18 protein-coding genes are annotated in these 20,488 nt (G+C 72.0%); 7 read left to right on the top strand and 11 right to left on the bottom strand.

Annotation, left to right across the window (positions count from 1 at the left end; genetic code table 11):
• Window positions 1-28 precede the first annotated feature (28 nt).
• Both ACO0M4_RS09040 and ACO0M4_RS09035 read right to left on the bottom strand, forming a co-directional pair.
• Entirely contained in the window at window positions 29-904 is an 876-nt protein-coding gene (locus tag ACO0M4_RS09040) for an oxygenase MpaB family protein (protein ID WP_430369234.1), read from the bottom strand.
• An 11-nt stretch (window positions 905-915) separates the two neighbouring features.
• Entirely contained in the window at window positions 916-1,842 is a 927-nt protein-coding gene (locus tag ACO0M4_RS09035) for an oxygenase MpaB family protein (protein ID WP_430369232.1), read from the bottom strand.
• Between the two features lie 101 nt (window positions 1,843-1,943).
• On the opposite strand from ACO0M4_RS09035, the gene ACO0M4_RS09030 reads away from it, so the two are divergent.
• The 4 genes from ACO0M4_RS09030 to ACO0M4_RS09015 all read left to right on the top strand — a co-directional run bounded on the left by ACO0M4_RS09030 (window position 1,944) and on the right by ACO0M4_RS09015 (window position 6,334).
• A complete protein-coding gene (locus ACO0M4_RS09030) occupies window positions 1,944-2,564 on the top strand; it encodes a DUF6230 family protein (RefSeq protein WP_430369230.1) in 621 nt (206 codons plus the stop codon).
• Window positions 2,565-2,579: 15 nt separating this feature from the next.
• Window positions 2,580-3,851, top strand: coding sequence for a DUF6114 domain-containing protein (locus tag ACO0M4_RS09025; RefSeq protein ID WP_430369228.1), 1,272 nt, complete (start codon window positions 2,580-2,582; stop codon window positions 3,849-3,851).
• Window positions 3,852-3,983: 132 nt separating this feature from the next.
• The gene (locus ACO0M4_RS09020) at window positions 3,984-4,865 is read left to right on the top strand and encodes an oxygenase MpaB family protein (RefSeq protein WP_430369227.1); all 882 of its coding nucleotides are present in this window, start codon (window positions 3,984-3,986) and stop codon (window positions 4,863-4,865) included.
• Complete coding sequence (locus ACO0M4_RS09015; RefSeq protein WP_430369226.1) at window positions 4,862-6,334, top strand: aldehyde dehydrogenase family protein; 1,473 nt, start codon at window positions 4,862-4,864, stop codon at window positions 6,332-6,334. The genes ACO0M4_RS09020 and ACO0M4_RS09015 overlap by 4 nt, the downstream gene beginning before the upstream one ends.
• 33 nt (window positions 6,335-6,367) lie before the next feature.
• On the opposite strand, the gene ACO0M4_RS09010 is transcribed toward ACO0M4_RS09015, so the two are convergent.
• Entirely contained in the window at window positions 6,368-7,051 is a 684-nt protein-coding gene (locus ACO0M4_RS09010; RefSeq protein ID WP_430369225.1) for a TetR/AcrR family transcriptional regulator, read from the bottom strand.
• Window positions 7,052-7,155: 104 nt separating this feature from the next.
• Here ACO0M4_RS09010 and ACO0M4_RS09005 point away from each other — a divergent pair, with 104 nt between their 5' ends.
• Window positions 7,156-7,440 carry a hypothetical protein gene (locus tag ACO0M4_RS09005; protein ID WP_430369223.1) on the top strand — a complete coding sequence of 95 codons (285 nt, stop codon included), beginning with the start codon at window positions 7,156-7,158 and terminating at the stop codon, window positions 7,438-7,440.
• A 71-nt stretch (window positions 7,441-7,511) separates the two neighbouring features.
• Complete coding sequence (gene sph, locus ACO0M4_RS09000; protein WP_430369222.1) at window positions 7,512-8,528, top strand: sphingomyelin phosphodiesterase; 1,017 nt, start codon at window positions 7,512-7,514, stop codon at window positions 8,526-8,528.
• 95 nt (window positions 8,529-8,623) lie between these two features.
• Here sph and ACO0M4_RS08995 read toward each other — a convergent pair whose 3' ends face one another.
• From ACO0M4_RS08995 to ACO0M4_RS08985, 3 genes are all read right to left on the bottom strand, one after another.
• Window positions 8,624-9,118 carry a macro domain-containing protein gene (locus ACO0M4_RS08995; protein WP_430369221.1) on the bottom strand — a complete coding sequence of 165 codons (495 nt, stop codon included), beginning with the start codon at window positions 9,116-9,118 and terminating at the stop codon, window positions 8,624-8,626.
• 116 nt (window positions 9,119-9,234) lie between these two features.
• Window positions 9,235-10,677, bottom strand: coding sequence for an amino acid permease (locus ACO0M4_RS08990; protein ID WP_430369220.1), 1,443 nt, complete (start codon window positions 10,675-10,677; stop codon window positions 9,235-9,237).
• Between the two features lie 129 nt (window positions 10,678-10,806).
• Window positions 10,807-12,639 carry an AMP-dependent synthetase/ligase gene (locus tag ACO0M4_RS08985; RefSeq protein ID WP_430369219.1) on the bottom strand — a complete coding sequence of 611 codons (1,833 nt, stop codon included), beginning with the start codon at window positions 12,637-12,639 and terminating at the stop codon, window positions 10,807-10,809.
• A gap of 134 nt (window positions 12,640-12,773) precedes the next feature.
• Between ACO0M4_RS08985 and ACO0M4_RS08980 the strand changes: the two genes are divergently transcribed.
• Window positions 12,774-13,559: a MerR family transcriptional regulator gene (locus ACO0M4_RS08980; protein ID WP_430369218.1), complete on the top strand. Its 786-nt coding sequence runs from the start codon at window positions 12,774-12,776 to the stop codon at window positions 13,557-13,559.
• 39 nt (window positions 13,560-13,598) lie between these two features.
• Here ACO0M4_RS08980 and ACO0M4_RS08975 read toward each other — a convergent pair whose 3' ends face one another.
• The 5 genes from ACO0M4_RS08975 to ACO0M4_RS08955 form a co-directional block, all read right to left on the bottom strand.
• Window positions 13,599-15,770, bottom strand: a complete 2,172-nt coding sequence (locus ACO0M4_RS08975) for a 3-hydroxyacyl-CoA dehydrogenase NAD-binding domain-containing protein (protein ID WP_430369217.1) — start codon at window positions 15,768-15,770, stop codon at window positions 13,599-13,601.
• 32 nt (window positions 15,771-15,802) lie between these two features.
• The gene (locus ACO0M4_RS08970; protein ID WP_430369216.1) at window positions 15,803-17,017 is read right to left on the bottom strand and encodes an acetyl-CoA C-acetyltransferase; all 1,215 of its coding nucleotides are present in this window, start codon (window positions 17,015-17,017) and stop codon (window positions 15,803-15,805) included.
• 87 nt (window positions 17,018-17,104) lie between these two features.
• Entirely contained in the window at window positions 17,105-18,247 is a 1,143-nt protein-coding gene (locus ACO0M4_RS08965) for an acyl-CoA dehydrogenase family protein (RefSeq protein ID WP_430369215.1), read from the bottom strand.
• A gap of 168 nt (window positions 18,248-18,415) precedes the next feature.
• Entirely contained in the window at window positions 18,416-18,970 is a 555-nt protein-coding gene (locus ACO0M4_RS08960) for an LLM class flavin-dependent oxidoreductase (protein WP_430369214.1), read from the bottom strand.
• Window positions 18,970-20,136, bottom strand: coding sequence for a CaiB/BaiF CoA transferase family protein (locus tag ACO0M4_RS08955; protein WP_430369213.1), 1,167 nt, complete (start codon window positions 20,134-20,136; stop codon window positions 18,970-18,972). The genes ACO0M4_RS08960 and ACO0M4_RS08955 overlap by 1 nt, the downstream gene beginning before the upstream one ends.
• Window positions 20,137-20,488: the final 352 nt, after the last annotated feature.

Raw genomic sequence — 20,488 nt, 5'->3', positions numbered from 1 at the left:
GGTGACCGGGTCCCGCCCGCCCTCGTCGTCACCGGCGGGCCGTCCGGTGCTTCCGGCGGGCCCGCCGCGCGATCGGCAGGAACCGCAGCCGCTCCGGCAGCGCGGGCACCACCAGGCGCACCATCAGGCCCAGGCGGCGCAGCCGGCGCTCCTGCGCGTCGGTCCAGGTGAGGCCGATGGCGCGCCGGGCGTCCGGCGGCATCAGCCCGATGGTGACGAACCGGCGGAACCGCGCGAACCGCGGCAGCAGCACCGGCCAGACCAGGCGCAGCGCCAGTCGCACCCACCAGGGGCCGCGGTCCGGGGCCGGCAGCGGCCGGTCGGTGGCGATCAACTCCCGTACCACCACGGTCTCCTCGACCTCGGCGGCGAGGACCTTGCGGTAGTACGGCCAGAACTCCTCGATGGTCTGCGGCATGTCCCGGTCGTGGATGCCGAGGATCCGGCCGACCTGGAGCCACTCCGCGTACAGCGCCCGCTCCTGCGCGGGGGTGAAGGGGCGGCCGAGGTAGCGCTGGGCGTGCCGGAAGACGGGGTAGCCGGTGGCGTGCACCCAGGCGTAGTACGCGGGGGTGAGCGCGTGGTACTTCCGGCCGTACGCGTCGGTGCCCTGGATCGAGCGGTGCAGCTTGCGCAGGCGCCGGCCCTCCTCGACGGCGGCCCGGCCGCCGTACACCCACAGCTGGAGCGAGGCCAGTGACCGTTCGCCGCGCCCCCAGGGGTCGGCGCGGAAGACCGAGTGGTCGTCCACGCCCGCGCCCACCGCGGGGTGTGCCACCTGCATCGTCAGTGCGGCGGGCAGGGTCAGGAGTGATCTGACGTCCCCGACCAGCGTCCAGAGCACGCCTCCGGGCGGCGGGGGTTCCGGGTCGGTCCGTTCCAAGGCTGTTCGTACCGTGTTCATACGGTTACTCATCATACGGTGGCTCCCAGCGGACGGCGGGTGCGCGGGTCGGTGCCGGGGCGGTGGGTGTTCCAGTAGGCCAGGAAGAGCGCCGGGGCGATCCGCAGCGGGGGCGGCACCAGCGCCATCAGGCAGCGCACCACCCGGGCGAACCGGCGCAGCCGGCGCTGCTGCCGGGTGGTCCAGGTCAGCCCGAACCGCTCGCGGAGGACCGGTGGCAGTACGCCGACGGTGACCAGCAGGGCGTAGTGGGCGGCGAGCGCGGCGAACGGCCGCCAGAGCACTGCCGGGACCCACCACACCGGTGGCTTCTGCGGTCGGGCCAGCTCCGCCAGGACGTCGCGCACCGAGTCGTTGAGCTCCAGCCGCTCGGCGACCACACCGTCGTAGTAGGCGCAGAACGACGCCCAGTCGGGCGGGAGGTGATGGTCTTTCAGACCCCAGACCCGCCCCACGTCCCGCATCTCGCGGTAGTACTCCTCGGTCTCCTCCGCCGTCAGGCCCGGGCCGAAGAGCCGGAGGGCGTCGAGGGGGCCGCGGACGAGGGTGGCGTGCACCCAGTGGTACGCCTCGGGGTGCAGGGCGTGGTAGCGCCGGCCCTGCGCGTCGGTGCCCTTCATTTCCCGGTGGACCTCGATCAGTCGTCGGGCCTCGACGGTGGCCGCGGCCTGTCCGCCGTAGATCACCGTGCCCAGCGAGCCGACCGTGCGCAGCAGTCGCCGCCAGGGCTCGGCGCGGAAGGTCGAGTGGTCGGCGACGCCGGCGCCCACCACCGGGTGCGCGACCTGGAGCAGCAGGAGCTGAGGGGACGTCAGGAATGCCCGGGTGTCGCCGAAGTGGCGCCAGGCGATGCCGCCGCGGCGGGGTGCCCTGACCTGCGCCGGGGGCCGTTGCGCCGGCTGGTCGAAGGGGGTGCCGGGTGCTGCCTCGGTGTCCATCCCGCCTCCTCGCTGAATCCGTGTCAGCAGTGTTGACGCGGCTCGTGAAACAAGTCAATAGTCCTTGTAACATTGACTCACCTCATCGGGAGGTCCCCGAAATGGCCGTGAGCGCACGTGAGTTGAGCCCCGAGGGACGGACGCACTGGAAGCGCACCGCCGTGCTGCTGGTGCCGGGCGTGGCCTGTGTCGGTGCCGTGCTGATCGCCCTGGCGCAGGGGGCGATGGCCGCGTCCTTCGCGGTGTCCGGCAAGAACTTCAAGGTCTCCGCCGACGAGATCACCGGCCAGGGGATCTCCAGCTTCCCCTCCTCGCTCGGCGACGCGGACGGCACCGGCCACGCGGTGCTGCTGGCCGGCATCAAGTCCGGTACGGCCAGGGGCGTCTGCCTGTCGATGAAACAGCGGCTGCCGCTGGTCGGCGAGGTGTCCCTACTGGTCCGCTCCGGCGGCGACCGGCCCGTCCGCGGCGAGAACCTCGTCGTCAACGCCGACGCGCTGACCAGCAGCGGGGGCCGGGTGACCGGCGTCCAGGCGGGCCGGGACGCCGCCACGCTCACCGGGGCGCCGGGGGTCAGCGGGCCGCGCGGACTGTTCGGCGTCCAGGCGAGCACCGCGCTGGCGCGCGACGTCAAGAGCACCGCCTGGGCCTCCAACGGCGGTTCGCTCACCCTCGACAAGGTCGAGATCGAGCTCAGCCACACCGGCAAAGAGTGCTACTAGCCGCCAGGAGGCCCCGTGCTCACCTTCGTCCTCGGCTTTCTCGCCGAACTCGCCAAGGAGACCGGCAGTTGGCTCGACCGCGTGCTGCCCGCCCCCGGGCTGCGCCGACCGCTGCGGTCCTGGCGCCGCCGCCGACCGTTCTGGGCCGGACTGTGGGCGGTCGCCGGCGGTCTGGAGCTGATCGCCCTGCCGCTGGCGCCACTGCCGTTGATGCTGAAGGTCGGCATCGGCGCGATGTCGGCGATCGGGGTCGGCCTGGTGCTGATCGCCGGCGGGCTGTTCTTCGTCTTCGCCCCCGCCCAGCGGATGTTCGTCTCCGTGGTCACCGCCATCGCCTCCGTGGTCTCGCTCGCCACCACCAACCTGGGCGGCTTCGGGATCGGCTGCGGGCTCGGCCTGTTGGGCTCGTCGATGGCCTTCGGGTGGCTACCGGACGGGCCGACCGGGGGCGCGGAGGGCACGGCCGACACACCGTCAGCGGCGCCCGTCCGGGCGGTGACACCGCACCCAAAAGCACCTGAGGGCAGGGGAGTTGGACCGTCGTCGCCCGGCTCCTGCACCCTCGCCCTGACGCTCCCGCTCGCGCTCGCCGCCGGACTGGTCACCGGCGCACCGGCCCGCGCGGCCGACGGCGACCCGCGCGACGCCCTCGGCGCGCTCCCGCTGCCCTGCCTGACCGGCATCGACACCGGCGGCGCGGACAACCCCGCCCCCACCGGCCCACCCCCGTCCGGCGGCGACCGCCCCGCACCACCGACCCGGACCGCCCGCCCCGGGGAGATCGGCGCCCCGGACGACCTCACCGCCCTGACCCCGCCCCTCGTCCTCGGCGAACAGCCCGGCCCGGGCCGCGCCACCTACCCCGTCAGCCCGTACTACCCGACCGTCGGTGCCACCCGCCTGACCGCCACCGACGCCCTCGTCCACGGCGCGACCTACCTGCCCACCGCGGGCGGCGGCCGGATCAAGGTCCTGTGGGTGCACGCCGCCCGGATCGTCGCCGACGACTACCACCTCCGGGTCACCGGACCGGACGGCGCCGCGCACGTCCTCGACGTCCAACTCGACATCCGCGACGTCGACGTCTACGCCACCTACCTCCGGGGCGCCCTCGACATCCCCTGGCTGAAGGTCAGCACCCCGCAGCTCTGCCTCGGCGCCGACGTCGTCCCCGCCAACCTCCCCGTCGCCGTCCGCCTCCCCGCACTCACCCTGCGACCGGTCACCGCGGGCCAGGTCCTCGTCGACGCCGCGGAGGTCCACTACCGCGTCCTGGGCGGTCACTAGGGCCGGTCCGGCCCAGATCCGGGCAGCCCTGGGGCCCATCGGCCCTGCTCCACCGGACCGGCCCCAGCACCGACTCCCGGGCAGCCACCGGGAGACCACCGCGCACGCCACCCCACCTCAGGAGGCACGCACATGGGCCGCTACACCCGGCTGCGGGAGATCCGCCGGATGGACCCCGAACGGGACTTCGAGCAGATCTTCCGCTGGATCACCCAGTACGAATTCCCCTGGGACTACGCCCAGGGCCTCTCGGTCGCCTTCCTGCGCGACTACGGCGTCCCGCGCATCTCCCAACTCCTCGACCGCACCCAGGAGTTCGAGCGCAACGGGCAGAAGCGCTACGACGACACGGTGCTCCTCGGCTTCGAACTGGCCGCCGACGGCTTCGACTCCGCACGGGGCCGCGCCGCCGCCCGCCACCTCAACCGCATCCACGGCAAGTACCACATCCCCAACGACGACTTCCGCTACGTCCTCGCCACCACCGTCGTCGGCCCCGAGCGGTGGATCGACCGCTACGGCTGGCGCCCCCTGTGCGCCAACGAAAAGGCCGCCCTCGCCCTGGTCGGCCACAAGCTCGCCACGATGATGGGCATCGCCGACGCCCCCCGCACCATGGCCGGCTACGAGAAGCTCCTCGACGACTACGAGGCCGGGATGTTCGCCTACCACCCGGCCAACCACCGGGTCGCCAACGCCACCTTCCGGGTGCTGGCCTCCTGGTACCCGGCCGCCCTCCGCCCCGCCGTCGCCCGCTTCTCCCTCGCCCTGCTGGACGAACCCCTGCTGCGCGCCCTGGGATTCCCCGCACAGCCGCCCTGGCTGCGGACCCTGGCCCACCGCACGCTGCGCGCCCGGGCCGCCGTCGTCCGCCTGCTGCCCGCCCGGCCGGAGTCCCGGCCCGGCCTGTCCCGGCCCCGTTCCTATCCCTTCGGCTACACCCTCGACGACCTCGGGCCCGCCTGGGCCCAGCACCGCCCGCTCCGCCCGCTGCCCTCCGAGGACGCCTCATGACCGTACTGATCTCCCGTTCCCCACTCACCGGCGAACCGGTCGGCGAGCACCCCGTGCACGGCCCGGAGGAGGTCCGGGCCGCCGTCGACCGGGCCCGGGAGGCGGCCCGCGCCTGGGCGGCCTGCGGCTGGGCCGGTCGCCGCACCCGCCTGCTCACCTGGAAGCGGTCGCTGGCCCACCGGATGGACGAACTGGCGGAGCTGATCGGCGCCGAGACCGGCAAACCGCCGCACGACGCCCGCGCCGAGGTGCTGCTCGCCCTCGTCCACCTCGACTGGGCGGCCCGCAACGCCCGCCGCGTGCTGGGCCGACGCCGCGTCCCCTCCGGTCCGCTGGCCGTCCACCAACGCTCGCTGCTCACCCACCGCCCCCTGGGGGTGATAGGCGCAATCGGCCCCTGGAACTACCCCCTCCACACCCCCATGGGCTCCCTCGGCCCCGCCCTCGCGGCGGGCAACGCGGTGGTCTTCAAACCCTCCGAACTCACCCCGGGCGTCGGCGTGTTGCTCGCCGCCACACTCACCGACGCGCTCCCCGACCATCCCCACCTCCTCCAGACCGTCACCGGCCCCGGCGCCACCGGCGAGGCCCTGGTCCGCTCCGGCGCCGACAAGATCGCCTTCACCGGTTCCCCGGCCACCGCCCGCAAGGTCGCCGCGGTCTGCGCCGAGCGGCTCACCCCGCTGCTCGCCGAGTGCGGCGGCAAGGACGCCGTCATCGTCGACGCCTCCGCCGACCTGGACGCGGCGGCCGACGCCATCGTCTGGGGCGCCCTGGCCAACGCCGGCCAGACCTGCGCCGGTGTGGAGCGCGTCTACGCCGTCGCCCCGATCCACGCCGCGCTCTGCGACCGGATCGTCCACCGCGCCCGCGCCCTACGACCGGGGGCCGGACCGGACGCCTCCTACGGCCCGCTCACCCTCCCCACCCAACTCGCCACCGTCGAACGCCATGTGAAGGACGCCCTGGCCGCCGGCGCCCGCGCCCTCTACGGCGGCCCGGAATCGGTCCGCCCGCCCTACGCCCACCCGGTCGTCCTCGTCGACGTGCCCGAGGACTCCCCCGCCATGCGCGAGGAGACCTTCGGTCCGGTCGTCGCCGTCAACGCCGTCCGCGACCTGGACGAGGCGGTGACCCGTGCCAACGCCTCCGCCTACGCGCTCGGCGCGGCCGTCTTCACCGGCAGCCGCCGCACCGGCCGCGCCATCGCCGAACGCCTCGCCTCCGGTGCGGTATCGGTCAATTCCGTCCTCGGCTTCGCCGCCGTCCCCACCCTTCCCTTCGGTGGCTCGGGCGATTCCGGCCACGGCCGCGTCCACGGCGCCGAGGGCCTCCGCGCCTTCGCCGCCCCGCACGCGCTGACCGTCCGCCGGTTCCGTCCGCCCGTGGACCTGACGTCGTTCAGCACACCGCGGCGCAGGGCGGCCCGGGCCGTCGCGGTGGGGCGGTGGCTGCACAGCCGCCGTTGACCGGACCGCCGCGCCCACCCGGGCCGGTCCCCCTCACCGGTCGAGCAGCGGAGCGAGATACCTCCGCGCGAACCGCCGCGCCTGCTCATCGTCGTCCAACGCGAAGCAACTCACCGGATTCAGCAGGAAGGACACGGTGATCCGCACCATCAGCTCCGCCACCGCCGTCGGATCCCCGCCGTCGGCCTCGTCACCGCCGCGCTCGCCGCCGCCGTCTCCCTGGCGCACCGTCCGGCCGTCCCCGCTCACCGCCACCCGCTGCGCCCGGCGCAGATGCCCCGCCAGGTACCCGCGCATCGCCAGGAAGGACGGCCCGCTCTCCAGCGTCAGGTACGGCAGCATCGTCTCCGGCTCCAACCGCATCAGCCCCCCGATCAGCGGATGTCCCCGGATCAACCGCAGGATGGCGGCGAACCCCTCCACCATCCGTTCCTCCATCGTCGGCAGCCCGGCCACCGCCGCGTCCACCTCGGCGACGAACAGCCGGTACTCACGCAGCAGCACCCGCTGCACCAACTCGTCCTTGTTGCCAACCCGCCGGTACACCGTGACCCGCGAAACCCCGGCCCGTTTGGCCACGTCGTCGACGGTGGACCGCCGTAGCCCGAAGGTCATGAACTGCTCCCGCGCCGCGTCCAGGATCTTCTCCGTCAGCGCGCCCCCGGCTCCCGGTGCACCCTCCAACGCCCGTGTCAGCAGCTGTCGTTCGTCCACCATCGGTCCCCCTCCTCGCACCCGCCACCGGCCGGCGGCACACCCCGCTGGTGACAAAGACACTAACCGAATCACTTTGTAACGAAGCCCTGCCCAGGCGGCACACCGTGACCCGCCCGACCCCCTCGCCACTACCGCCCACCGTCGCCCGACTCGCCCGACTCGCCCTGGAGCAAAGGGAGTTCGTGGCCACTCGCCGCGACGTGGCTCGCTGCGACGTCGCCCTCCGGGAGTGCGGAACCCGCGAGCAGCCCGACGCCCTGACCGCCGGGACCGCCGGGACCGCCAAGCTCACCCTCCTGCGGCACCAACGAGATGCAGCACGCTCCCGCGCGACGTCATCGGCAAGCGACTCGGTCCGTAAATCTGCTGCCCGCCGGGAGGTTACCTAGAAGTAACCCCAGCTGGTTTGATGTGCGTCGCCGCTATATATCCCCAAGTCCCCCCTCGATAGGGAGTTTCAGTGCCGCACTCCCCCCTGCGTACGTCCCGGGCCGTCGCGATCGCCGCAGCCCTCGCCGCCACGTTGGCCGTCGCGTCCCCCACCGCGTCGGGCGCAACCATGTCGGCTCCGGCCGGCCCTGCCGGTTCCCCGGCGGTCGCGAGCGCGCCCCGGCTCAAGGTGCTCACCTACAACACCTTCCTCATGAGCAAGAACCTCTATCCCAACTGGGGCCAGGACCACCGCGCCCAGGCCATCGCGTCCGCTGACTTCTTCCACGGCAACGACGTCGTCGTGCTCCAGGAAGCCTTCGACAACTCCTCCTCCGACGCGCTCAAGTCGCAGGCCGCCGCGGAGTATCCGCACCAAACTCCGGTGGTCGGCCGCAGCCGGAGCGGCTGGGACGCCACCAGTGGCGCCTACTCGGCCGTCACGCCCGAGGACGGCGGGGTGACACTGCTGAGCAAGTGGCCAGTGCTGCGCAAGGAGCAGCACATCTACCAGGACGCCTGCGGTTCGGACTCCTACTCCAACAAGGGCTTCGTCTACGCGGAACTGGACGTCAACGGCACCAAGGTGCACGTCGTCGGCACCCACACCCAGTCGACCGATTCGGGCTGCAAGGCCGGTGAGGCGGCCGCCGACCGCGCCAAGCAGCTCAAGGAGCTGGATGCCTTCCTCAACGCCAAGAACATCCCGGCGGACGAGGAGATCATGGTCGCCGGTGACATGAACATCGACTCCCACGGCACCGAGTACAACACCCTGCTGGCCAACGCCGACCTGGCACCCGCCGACAACCGCACGGGGCACCCGTACTCCTTCGACACCCAGGCGAACTCGATCGCCGCGTACCGCTACCCGAACGACCCCCGTGAGGACCTGGACTACGTGCTGTTCCGCAACGGCCATGCCCGGCCCGCTGGTTGGCGGAACACCGTGATCAAGGAGCAGTCGGCGCCCTGGACCGTCTCCAGCTGGGGCAAGGACTACACCTACACCAACCTCTCCGACCACTATCCGGTCATCGGCGGCTGACCCGACCCGCCCGGGCGGTGGACCGGCCGCGCAGGCCGGACCACCGCCCAGCCGGTCCGCCGCGCGCACCCTCCCCCGCCGGCGGCCCCGGGCCCTCAGCGGTCGTAGACCGTCACCGCGACCCCGCGCCCGATGAGCCGCTGGGTTATCAGCGGCTCCACCCGGGACCACTTCCCACCGGCCAACCCACAACCGATCCGCGGCATGTGGACCGAGGCCCCCAACTCCAGCGCCTTGTCCGCGACCCGGCCGAGCCCGGCCGCTATCGCCTCGTACCGCACCGGCACGCCCTTGCTGCCGGTCCGTATGCCCCGCTGTCCAACGACATTGGCCACCCACACGTGCTCACCGACCGGCACCAACTGGACGGCGCCCAGCCCGAAGTCGTTCCCCGCCCGCTCGCGGTGCCAGCGGCGGTAGACCCGCTCCGGCTCCGGCCAGCGGCGGGAGAGGGCGAGCACGAAGCCCTTGCCCCAACCCCCGAGGTCATTGCAGACATGCACGATCACTTTGACGCCCTTGCCCTGAGGTGCGGTGGCATCACCCTTGACGTAGGCGATTGCGGCGTCGATCCCCGTTTTCTCAGCCATGACTCAACGGTACGGGCGACCACTGACAACGGGCCCGCACGACGGAGGGCGGCCCCGGCGACCTTCCGGTCCACCGCGGCCGCCCTCCGCTGTACGGGCGTGTGTCCTCGCGCGACTTACTCGGCGAGTTCGCGTTCCTCGGCGATCCGCCGCACCCGGCCGCGGACCACGAACCAGCCACCCACCAGCGCGGCGGCGAGGATCGGGATCAGCAGGACGGTCTGCCGGCCGACGCCGTCGTCGAACCACATCAGCACGATGACGCCGAGCAGGAAGGCGATGGTGGCGATGTCGGTGACCGGCGTGCCCGGCAGGCGGAAGCGCGGCCGCTCGACCAGGCCCTCCTTGGAGCGGCGGACGAACACCATGTGACAGACCATGATCGTGCACCAGGTGCTGACGATGCCCAGCGCCGCGATGTTGATCACGATCTCGAACGCCTTGCCCGGCAGCCAGTAGTTGAGCCCGACACCGAGCACGCACACCGCGGAGGTGAGCATGATGCCGCCGTACGGCACCTGGTTGCGGTTCATCCGGCCGGCGAACTTCGGCGCGGAGCCCGCCATGGACATCGAACGCAGGATGCGGCCGGTGGAGTACAGCCCGGAGTTCAGGCTGGACATCGCGGCGGTGAGCACGACGAGGTTCATCACATCGCCGGCGTGCGGGATGCCGACGTGGGACAGCACGGTGACAAACGGGCTCTCGTTGGCGCTGAAGACGTTCCACGGCAACAGCATCGCCAGCAGGATCACCGAGCCGACGTAGAAGATGCCGACCCGCCACATGATCGAGTTCACGGCCTTCGGCACGACCTTCTGCGGCTCGCTGGTCTCACCGGCGGTGACGCCGACCAGTTCGACCGCGGAGTAGGCGAACACGACGCCTTGGAGCACGATCACCACGGGCAGCAGGCCGGTCGGGAAGATGCCACCGTGGTCGGTGATCAGGTGCAGGCCCGGCGTGTGTCCGTCGACCGGGTGCTGGGTGGCCAGCAGGAAGATCCCGATGAACATGAAGGCGACCAGCGCCGCGACCTTGATGATCGCGAACCAGAACTCCATCTCACCGAAGATCTTCACCGATATCAGGTTGATCGTGAGCACCACCGCCAGCGCGATCAGCGCCATCACCCACTGCGGAATGCTGGTGAACATGCTCCAGTAGTGGGTGTACAGGGCGATCGCGGTGATGTCGGCGATACCGGTCGTCGACCAGTTGACGACGTACATCCAACCCGCGACGTAGGCGCCCTTCTCCCCCAGGAACTCCCGGGCGTAGGAGACGAACGAGCCGGACGACGGGCGGTGCACCACCAGTTCACCGAGGGCCCGGACGACGAAGAAGGCAAAAAGACCGCAGACCGCGTAAGCGATGGCGAGCGCCGGACCGGCCGAGTGCAGCCGGCCGCCGGCCCCCAGGAAGAGGCCGGTGCCGATCGCGCCACCGATGGCGATCATGTTGATGTGGCGGCCCTTAAGAGCCTTGCTGTAACCGGCGTCTCCCGCGTCCTGCCGGGTCCCGCTCCCCCCGTCCGATGGCCGCTGGGCTTCATCCACGACGGTTTCTGTGCTCACTACTGGTTCATCTCGCTTTCGGAGAGCTTGACCATGGCCCGCTCCGCAGATCGTGCGAACGGCCAGTCGGCACACCTTCCCCGAAGAGTGGCCCCCCGTCTGTGTGCGAGATCACATGGCGTACATTCGCCGCAGGGTTCGTCCGTATTTGTGTCGAATAACACCGCGGCGAAGCTTCAGCGACGGTGTGAGTTCGCCAGTTTCCGGCCGCCATTCCTCGCCCAACAACGAAAATCGCTTGACCTGTTCCGTGCGGTTCAGCCGGGTATTCGCCGCCGCCACACCCCGCTCGACCTCCGCCCGGACGGCGGGATTCCGGGCCAGTTCCGGCAGGCTCCCCTCGATGCCGTGCCGGGCCGCCCAGGCCGGGGCCAGCTCCGGATCCAGCACCAGCAACGCCACCAGATACGACCGACCGTCGCCGTGCACCAGCGCCTGCCCGATGAGCGGATGCTCCTTGAGGGCGTTCTCGACCAGCGCGGGCGAGACGTTCTTGCCGGTCGACGTCACGATCATTTCCTTCTTGCGGTCGGTCAGCCACAGGAAGCCGTCCGCGTCGATCCGGCCGATGTCGCCGGTGCGGAACCAACCGTCCGCACCGGCGGCCGGTTCCACCGTCCCGTCCGCCCGGAGGTACCCCGCGCTCACCGTCCGGCCGCGCACCTCGATCTCCCCGTCCGCGGCCGTGCGCACCTCCAGCCCGGCCAGCGGCCGGCCCACCGACCCCAGCCGGAAGGCACCGGGGGCGTTGGTCGTGGCCACCCCGACCGTCTCGGTCAGCCCCCACGCGTCCATGATCACGATGCCGAAACCGGCCCAGAACCGCACCACCTCCGGGGGCATCGGCGCGGAGGCGCTCGCCGTCCAGACCAGCCGGTCGAAACCGGCCGTCGCCAGCAGCGGGTCCAGCACCTGCGCCTTCGCCGTGGCGTACGCCGCCGCCAGCCCGGCGGGCGGCCGCTGCCCGCGCTCCCGGCAGGCGACGTGGGCCCGGGCGGTCTCGGCCGCCGCCGCCACCGCCGCCTGGTGCTCCGCGGGCAGCGCCGCCAGCGCGGCCCGGACAGCCGCCGCCAGCTTCTCCCACACCCGCGGCACCCCGAAGAACTGCGCCGGCCGCAGCTCACGGGCGAGCGGCGCGACCTCCGCCGGATCCGCGCAGAGGTGGACGTGCGCGGCCCGGAAGACCGGCAGGTAGATGCCCAGCATCCGCTCGGCGATATGGGCGAAGGGGAGGTAGGACAGGTGCGCGGCATGGTCCGGCAGCTCCACGACGCCGTCCAGCGCCACCGCGTTCAGCAGCACGTGCCGGTGGCTGACCACCACGCCCTTGGGGTCGCCGGTCGTGCCGGAGGTGTACACGACGGTCAGGGTGTCGCCCGCGTCGCCCTGCCGCCAGGCCGCCTCGAACGCCCCGGGGTCGTACGCCGCGGCGCCGCGGGCCGCCACCGCGGCGAAGCTCTCGTACCTGCCTGCCGCCGGGTGGCCGGCGGCCGGCGGCTCGACGACCACCAGCCGCGCCAACCGCGCCGCCGCGTCGTCGAGCAGCGGCTCCCAGCGCGCCCGCTCCCGGGGCCCCTCCACCACGGCCAGTTGGGCCCGGCTGTGCCGGACGATATGGGCGATCTGGCCCGGCGCGGAGGTGCCGTAGACCGTGACGGGTACGGCGCCCAGGTGCACCAGGGCCAGGTCGCTGAGCCAGTGCTCGGGGCGGTTGCCCATCATGAGCAGGACGATCTCCCCGCGCCCGACGCCGAGCGCCCGGAACCCGGCGGCCAGTTCACCGATCCGGCGGCGGGCCTCCGCCCAACTGAGCGTCCGCCAGCCGCCGTCCGGCGCGCGCCAGGAGAGGGCCGGCCGTGCGCCGTGGTCCTCGGCGTTTCGCAACAGCAGGGCGGGCAGCGTGAGTGCGCCCGGCTCACCGGGCATACGCAGGAGCGTGGTCATGGCGGCCTCCCGAGGGTGTGGGCCTGATCTACGGACCGTACGGAGGACCCAGGCCCTGCCCGAAGGGGGCCTGGCTGCGCGCTGAGCGGTGAAGAAGGTTTCACAGGACTGGTGAGACAGCAATACTGTTGAACATGATGGAGTCCGCCCCTGACGGCCTGACCGTCGACGAACTCGCCGCCCGCGCCGGCGTCACGGTCCGCACGATCCGCTTCTACAGCACCCGCGGTCTGCTGCCGCCGCCCGAGATCGGCCCGCGCCGGGTCGGCCGCTACGGCCCGGACCACCTCTCGCGGCTCGCGCTCATCGAGGAACTCCAGCACCAGGGCCTGACCCTGTCCGCCATCGAACGCTACCTGGCGCAGCTGCCGCCCGACCTGAGCGCCCAGGACCTGGCCATCCACCGCGCCCTGGTGGCGAGCTGGGTACCGGACAAGGCCGAGGACACCACCCGGGAGCAGCTGGAGCGGCGGGTCGGCCGGGAGCTGACCGACGAGGACCTCGATCGACTGGCGGCGATGAACGTCCTCGTCCGGACCGAGGATCCGCAGGTCTTCCGGGTCGACCCGGGGCTGCTGCACCTGGGGACGCGGCTGCTCGACGTGCCGATCGCCCTGGAGACGATCATGGCGGCGCGCACCGTCGTCATCGAGCACACCCGCTCGGCGGCCCGTGAGCTCAGCCGGCTCTTCAAGGACGAGGTATGGGAGCCGTACCGGGACGGCGGGCCGGACGCGGAGGAGGTGGCGCGGATGAAGTCGCTCTCGGCGCACATGCAGCCGATGGTGGTGCAGGCACTGGTCACCGCCTTCCAACGGTCGATGAAGGAAGAGTTGCGGGAGTGGCTCGGCACGGGCGAGCACGACGGCCGGGCGGAACGCACCAGCCGGCGCGAAAGCGGTGGCACGGACGCGGGGTGACGGGGGCGGGCCGTGATGGTCCGCCCCCGCACGTCCGGCTCAGTCGCTGAACTTCTCGCCCCGCTCGGCCTTTTCGACCAACAGCGCGGAGGGCGCGAACCGGTCGCCGTAGGCCGCCTGGAGTTCGCGGGCGCGGGCCACGAACCCGGGCAGGCCCCCTTCGTAGCCGTTGATGTACTGGAGCACGCCACCGGTCCAACCCGGGAAGCCGATGCCGAAGATGGAGCCGATGTTGGCGTCGGCGACGGAGGTCAGCACGCCCTCCTCCAGGCAGCGGACGGTGTCCAGCGCCTCGGAGAACAGCATCCGCTCCTGCATGTCCCGGAACGGGATGGCGGCGCCGGCCTTCTGGAAGTGCTCGCGCAGCCCGGGCCACAGGCCGGCCCGCTTGCCGTCGTCGCCGTAGTCGTAGAAGCCCGCGCCGCCGCTGCGGCCGGGGCGCTCGAACTCGTCCACCATGCGGTCGATGACGGCGTCGGCCGGGTGCGGCTGCCAGGTGCCGCCGGCCTCCTCGACGGCGCGCTTGGTCTCGTTGCGGATCTTGCGCGGGAGGGTAAGGGTCAGCTCGTCCATCAAGGACAGCACCTTGGCCGGGTAGCCGGCCTGGGCCGCGGCCTGTTCGACCGAGGCGGGGTCGAGGCCCTCGCCGATCATCGCCACGCCCTCGTTGATGAAGTGGCCGATGACGCGGGAGGTGAAGAAGCCGCGCGAGTCGTTGACGACGATCGGGGTCTTGCGGATCTGGCGGACCAGGTCGAACGCGCGGGCCAGCGCCTCGTCACCGGTCCGCTCGCCCTTGATGATCTCCACCAGCGGCATCTTTTCGACCGGTGAGAAGAAGTGCAGGCCGATGAAGTCGGTGTCCCGCTCGACGCCTTCGGCCAGCAGCGTGATGGGCAGGGTGGAGGTGTTGGAGCACAGCAGCGCATCGGGCTCGATGACGTGCTGGATCTCCTTGAACACCTTGTGCTTGAGGGCGACGTCCTCGAAGACCGCCTCGATGACCGCGTCGCAGCCGGCGAGGTCGGCGGGCTCGGCGGTGGGCGTGATCCGCGCCAGCAGCTCGTCGCGCTGCGCCTCGGTCGTCCGCCCCCTGGCCAGTGCCTTGTCGAGCAGCCCCGCGGAATACTCCTTGCCCCTCTGAGCCGCCTCCAACGTGACGTCCTTGAGGACGACCTCGATGCCGGCCTTGGCGCAGGCGTAGGCGATCCCGGCGCCCATCATGCCGGCGCCGAGGACGGCGGCCTTCCGGACCGTGCGCGGCGCGATGTCCTTGGGGCGGTTGGCACCGGAGTTGACGGCCTGGAGGTCGAAGAAGAACGCCTGGATCATGTTCTTGGAGACCTGGCCGGTGACCAGCTCGACGAAGTAGCGCGCCTCGATGGTCTGGGCGGACTCGAAGTCGACCTGGGATCCCTCGACGGCCGCGGCGAGGATGTTCCGCGGCGCCGGGTAGGGGGCGCCGGCCAGCTGCTTCTTGAGGTTGGCGGGGAACGCCGGGAGGTTGGCGGCGAACTTCGGGTGCGCCGGGGTGCCGCCGGGGATCTTGTAGCCCTTGACGTCCCAGGGCTGCTGGGACTCGGGGTGGGCGTCGATGAACTCCCGGGCCTTGGCGAGCAGTTCATCGGGGGTCTCGGCGACCTCGTGGACCAGCCCGTTGTCCTTGGCACGGGTGGCGTTGTACTGGGTGCCCTGGAGGAGCACCTTCAGCAGCGCGTCGGTGATGCCCAGCAGCCGGACGGTGCGGGTGACACCGCCGCCGGCGGGCAGCAGGCCGAGGGTGACCTCGGGGAGGCCGATCTTGGTGCCGGGGGTGTCCAGGGCAACACGGTGGTGGCAGGACAGGGCGATCTCGTAACCGCCGCCCAGGGCCGCGCCGTTGATGGCGGCGACCACGGGCTTGCCGAGCGTCTCGATCCGGCGCAGATCGCGCTTGATGCCGTTGCCGGCCTCGAACGCCTGCTGTGCCTGGGCGGGGGTGACGGCGATCAGGTCGCGCAGGTCGCCGCCGGCGAAGAAGGTCTTCTTGGCGGAGGTGAAGATGATGCCGCGAACGCTGTCCTTCTCGGCCTCCAGGCGGTCGGCGACCGCGGTGAGGGAGGTCTTGAAGGCGTTGTTCATGGTGTTGGCGGACTGGTCGGGGTCGTCCAGGACCAGGGTGACGACGTCGGTCTCGTCCTGTTCCCAGCGAATGGTGGTCGATTCACTCATGGTTGGTACTCCGTGGTGGGTGGGACGAGGGGTCAGAGGCGCTCGATGACGGTGGCGACGCCCATGCCGCCGCCGACGCAGAGGGTGGCCAGGCCGTAGCGCTTGTCCTGCCGCTCCAGCTCGTCGACGAGGGTGCCTAGGATCATCGCGCCGGTGGCGCCGAGGGGGTGGCCCAGGGCGATGGCGCCGCCGTTGACGTTGACCTTGTCCAGGCTGAGGCCCATGTCCTTGACGAAGCGGAGGACGACCGCGGCGAACGCCTCGTTGATCTCGACCAGGTCGATGTCGTCGATGGTCAGGCCCGCCTTGGCCAGGGCCTTGCGGCTGGCGGGGGCGGGGCCGGTGAGCATGATCGTCGGCTCGGAGCCGGACACCGCGGCGGAGACGATGCGGGCCCGCGGGGTGAGGCCGTAGCGCTCGCCGACCTCCTTGGAGCCGATGGCGACCAGGGCCGCGCCGTCCACGATGCCGGAGGAGTTGCCGGCGTGGTGGACGTGGTCGATCTTCTCGACCCAGTGGTACTTCTGGAGGGCAACCGCGTCGAAGCCGCCGGCGTCGCCGATGGCGGCGAAGGAGGGCTTCAGGGCCCCGAGGGAGTCGGCGGTGGTGCCGGGGCGCAGGTGCTCGTCGTGGTCGAGGACGAGCAGGCCGTTGCGGTCCCGCACGGGGACGACGGAACGCTCGAAGCGGCCGTCCTTCCAGGCCGCGGCGGCCCGCTCCTGGGACAGCGCGGCGAACTCGTCGACGTCGCGGCGGGAGTAGCCCTCGATGGTGGCGATCAGGTCGGCGCTGATGCCCTGCGGGACGAAGCCGGTGTCGAAGTTGGTCATCGGGTCGGCGAACCAGGCGCCGCCGTCGGAGGCCATCGGCACCCGCGACATCGACTCCACGCCGCCCGCCAGGACCAGGTCCTCCCAGCCCGAACGGACCTTGGCCGCCGCCATGTTGACGGCTTCGAGGCCGGAGGCACAGAAGCGGTTCTCCTGGACGCCGGCGACGGTGTCGGGCAGGCCGGCGGCGATGGCGGCGATCCGGGCGATGTCCGAACCCTGGTCGCCGACCGGTCCGACGACGCCGAGCACGATGTCGTCGATCGCGGCCGGGTCCAGGTCGGGGAAGCGCCGCCGCACTTCGTGGATCAGGCCGACGACCAGGTCGATCGGCTTGGTGCCGTGCAGTGCGCCATTGGCCTTGCCGCGACCGCGGGGGGTGCGGATCGCGTCGTACACATACGCTTCGGTGCTCACAGGAAAGCCTTTCTTTCCGGCCGGGGGTCGGGGGCCGCGGTGTCAGCCGCTGAGGTCAGGGCCCCGGGAAGACACAGTCGGGGAGGGTTAGCCGAGCAGGGAGCGGCCGATGATCTCCTTCATGATCTCGGTCGTCCCTCCGTAGATGGTCTGTATGCGGCCGTCGGTGAAGGCCCGGGCGACGGGATATTCAGCCATGTAGCCGTATCCGCCGTGGAGTTGCAGACAGCGGTCGGCCACCCGCTTCTGGAGTTCGGTGGCCCACCACTTGGCCATGGAGGCGTGCACGGCGTCGAGGGTGCCCTCGGAGTGGTCGGCGATGCAGCGGTCGAGGAAGGTGCGGGTGACCGCGCACTCGGTGGCCATCTCGGCGATCTCGAACCGGATGTGCTGGAGCTTGGCGAGTGGCCGGCCGAACGCCTCGCGCTCCTTGACGTACCGGGTGGTGATCTCCAGCAGGTGCTCGGCGGCGGCTATCCCGGCGATCGCTATCGCCATCCGCTCCTGGGCGAGGTTGGTCATCAGGTGCACGAAGGCGCCGTTGAGCTCGCCGAGGAGGTTCTCCTTGGGGACCCGCACGTCGTGGAAGAACAGCTCGGCGGTGTCTTGGGACTTCTGGCCGATCTTGTCGAGGTTGCGGCCACGCTCGAAGCCCTCCGTCCCGCGTTCGACGACCAGCAGGCTCAGGCCGTGTGCGCCGCCCTCGGGGGTGGTCTTGGCGACGACGATGACGAGGTCGGCGAGGATGCCGTTGGAGATGAAGGTCTTGGAGCCGTTGAGGATCCAGTGGTCGCCGCGGTCCTCGGCGGAGGTGCGGATGCCCTGGAGGTCGGAGCCGGCGCCGGGCTCGGTCATCGCGATGGCGGTGATGGTCTCGCCGCTGCAGAAGCCGGGCAGCCAGCGGCGCTTCTGCTCGTCGGTGGCGAGCGAGGTCAGATAGGGGCCGATGATGTCGTTGTGCAGCCCGATGGCGAAGCCCGGGCTGCCGGCGCGGGTGAACTCCTCGGCCAGGACCGCGCTGTAGCGGAAGTCGGTGGTGCCCCCGCCGCCGTACTCCTCGGGCACGGCCAGGCCCAGCAGCCCCTGCCGGCCGGCCGCCCGCCAGGCGTCCCGGCTGACGATGCCGTCCTTCTCCCACTGCTCGTAATGCGGCGTCACCTCCTTGGCGAGGAAGGTGCGCACCGTCTCGCGGAAGGCGTCGTGGTCCTCGGTGAAGATCTGGCGCTTCACTCTGCTGTCCCTTCGGGGGTGGTCCTGGGTGGGCGGCGGGGCCGCTCGATCGAGGTCCCGGGTGTCGCCTGGAGGGCGCTGGTGTCGCCCGGTCCCCTCGGAGCCGGTTCGTGGCGGTCTCGATGAGCTTGGCGGGATCGGGGCCCACGGGCTGGACGTCGGGCATCGTCACGCCGGCGTCCTGGTAGGCGGCGGTCCTCCCCCAGCCTTCGGCCCGGGGGTACCCCCGTCTCGCTGCGTTCCCGGACGTATCCCTCGGGCCCGCACAGCGACACCTGTTGGCAGAACGCGGCCGGTACCGCGGCCTCGGCCTCGTGCTTCCGGCCGGTGACGTAGAGCTCCTGGACGAGGTGCGGCCTGCTCGTAGCCGCAGGCGACGGCGAGGTCGTACGCCTTGCCGTGCCAGCCCTCGATGACGTGCGAGCCGGCGGCGTCCCGGCCGAGCAGGGCGCGGCCGCCGGAGACGGCGTCGAGCCCGGCGGCGGTCCGGGCGATCGGGGCGGGGGCGCGGGAGCAGACGTCGAGGATCGCCGAGCCGATCCGGGCGTGCTCGGTGCGGGCGTGCTCGGTACGGGCGGCCAGGAAGCCCATGGTGGTGGGCGGGTCGAAGCCGGAGGGCTCGGCGACCCGGATGGCGTCCGGTCCGGCGCGTTCGAGGGCGGCGGCTGCTTCGGCGGCGCGGCGCGGATCGGTCGCGTGCTGGAGGGTGGTGGAGAGTTCCATCAGCGGGCCGTTTCCTTCCGCTCGGTGCGGCGCGGGCCGCCGACCGGGGTGGCGAGGCTGGGCACCTGCCAGTCGCGGGCCACCTCTTCGGTGTCCGCTCCGGGGCGGGCGGGAGGTCTGCGGAGGGTCCCCGGGGTGGCCGAGAAGCGGGGTGCGGGGGCGGGCTGGGTGAGGCCGGCGTGCTCGGTGAAGGTGCCGCGGGCGGCGAGGTGCGGGTGCCCGGGGGCCTCGCGCAGGGAGAGCACCGGCGCCACGCAGGCGTCGGACTCCTGGAACACTGCGGTCCACTCGTCCCGCGTACGGGTCCGGAACCGGGCGGCGATGGCGGTGCGGAGGTCGTCCCAGGCGGCGAGGTCGTCCCGGCCGGGGACGTCGTCCTCGATGCCGAGCAGGTGGATGAACTCCGCGTAGAACCGCTGCTCCAGCGCGCCAACGGCCATGTAGCCGCCGTCGGCGGTCTCGTAGGCGCCGTAGAACGGCGTGCCGCCGTCGAGCAGATTGGCGCCCCGCCGGTCCTGCCAGCCGCCGGCCGCCAGCATGCCGTGGATCATCGCCGTCAGGTGGGCCGTGCCGTCGACGATCGCGGCGTCCACGACCTGGCCCGTCCCGCCCTCGGTGCGGGCGTGCTGGAGGGCCGCAAGGACGCCGATGACGAGGTAGAGGGAGCCGCCTGCGTAGTCGCCGAGCAGATTGGCGGGGATGGCGGGCGGGCCGTCGGGCGGGCCGATCATGCCGAGGGCGCCGGTGATGGCGATGTAGCCGATGTCGTGCCCGGCGGTGCCGGAGAGCGGTCCTTGCTGGCCCCAGCCGGTCATCCGGCCGTAGACCAGGCGGGGGTTGCGCGCCAGGCAGGGCTCGGGTCCGACGCCCAGCCGCTCGGCCACTCCCGGTCGGTATCCCTCGATCAGGACGTCGGCGCGCTCGGCCAGATCGAGGACCTGGCCGGCCCCGGCGGGCTGCTTCAGGTCGACCAGTACCGAGCGCTTGTTGCGGTTGGTGATGTCGGACGCCGGGTCGATGCCCAGCCCGGCGCCGCCAGGTCGGTCGACCCGGACGACGTCGGCGCCGAGGTCGGCCAGCAGCATGGCCGCGAACGGGCCGGGGCCGATGCCGGCGAGCTCCAGCACCCGCACCCCGCTCAGCGGGCCGTTCCCTGACTGCGTCATCGCGCCCCATGCCTTCCGCACTGTGACACTTCTGATGTAACACTCGTGATGTTAAGAACGTGTTCCATTTTCCACAAGCCCCCCGTACCAAGTGGTCATGCACGGCAAAGGCCCGTGGCGACGATGCTCAACTGCCATCGCCGCCACGGGCCTTCGCGCGCCTGCTGCCGCCGCGCCGCTATCCCCCGCCGAGCCGGTCGATGAGCAGCTCAGGGGCTATCCGACGGCGGAGCGCGCCGGCCCGCGCCCGCGCCGGTGCCGTCCTCGGCCGCGCCACCTTCACCATGCCGCCCTCCATGTCCGCTCCCCCGTCCGGCACCGCCCGCGGTGCCTTCGGCGGGCCGCGCGTACG

This window comes from Streptomyces sp. RGM 3693, from assembly GCF_050471125.1.
Lineage (GTDB): Bacteria > Actinomycetota > Actinomycetes > Streptomycetales > Streptomycetaceae > Streptomyces.
The sequence above is the reverse complement of the archived record's forward strand: the minus strand, read 5'-3'. Positions and strand labels throughout refer to the sequence as shown.

Bases quoted from the DNA above. Each gene is read 5' to 3' on its own strand.
- ACO0M4_RS09040 (WP_430369234.1), bottom strand. From the start codon at position 904: ATGAACACGGTACGAACAGCCTTGGAACGGACCGACCCGGAACCCCCG.
- ACO0M4_RS09035 (WP_430369232.1), bottom strand. From the start codon at position 1,842: ATGGACACCGAGGCAGCACCCGGCACCCCCTTCGACCAGCCGGCGCAA.
- ACO0M4_RS09030 (WP_430369230.1), top strand. From the start codon at position 1,944: ATGGCCGTGAGCGCACGTGAGTTGAGCCCCGAGGGACGGACGCACTGG.
- ACO0M4_RS09020 (WP_430369227.1), top strand. From the start codon at position 3,984: ATGGGCCGCTACACCCGGCTGCGGGAGATCCGCCGGATGGACCCCGAA.
- ACO0M4_RS09015 (WP_430369226.1), top strand. From the start codon at position 4,862: ATGACCGTACTGATCTCCCGTTCCCCACTCACCGGCGAACCGGTCGGC.
- ACO0M4_RS09010 (WP_430369225.1), bottom strand. From the start codon at position 7,051: ATGGTGGACGAACGACAGCTGCTGACACGGGCGTTGGAGGGTGCACCG.
- ACO0M4_RS08995 (WP_430369221.1), bottom strand. From the start codon at position 9,118: ATGGCTGAGAAAACGGGGATCGACGCCGCAATCGCCTACGTCAAGGGT.
- ACO0M4_RS08985 (WP_430369219.1), bottom strand. From the start codon at position 12,639: ATGACCACGCTCCTGCGTATGCCCGGTGAGCCGGGCGCACTCACGCTG.
- ACO0M4_RS08980 (WP_430369218.1), top strand. From the start codon at position 12,774: ATGATGGAGTCCGCCCCTGACGGCCTGACCGTCGACGAACTCGCCGCC.
- ACO0M4_RS08975 (WP_430369217.1), bottom strand. From the start codon at position 15,770: ATGAGTGAATCGACCACCATTCGCTGGGAACAGGACGAGACCGACGTC.
- ACO0M4_RS08960 (WP_430369214.1), bottom strand. From the start codon at position 18,970: ATGGAACTCTCCACCACCCTCCAGCACGCGACCGATCCGCGCCGCGCC.
- ACO0M4_RS08955 (WP_430369213.1), bottom strand. From the start codon at position 20,136: ATGACGCAGTCAGGGAACGGCCCGCTGAGCGGGGTGCGGGTGCTGGAG.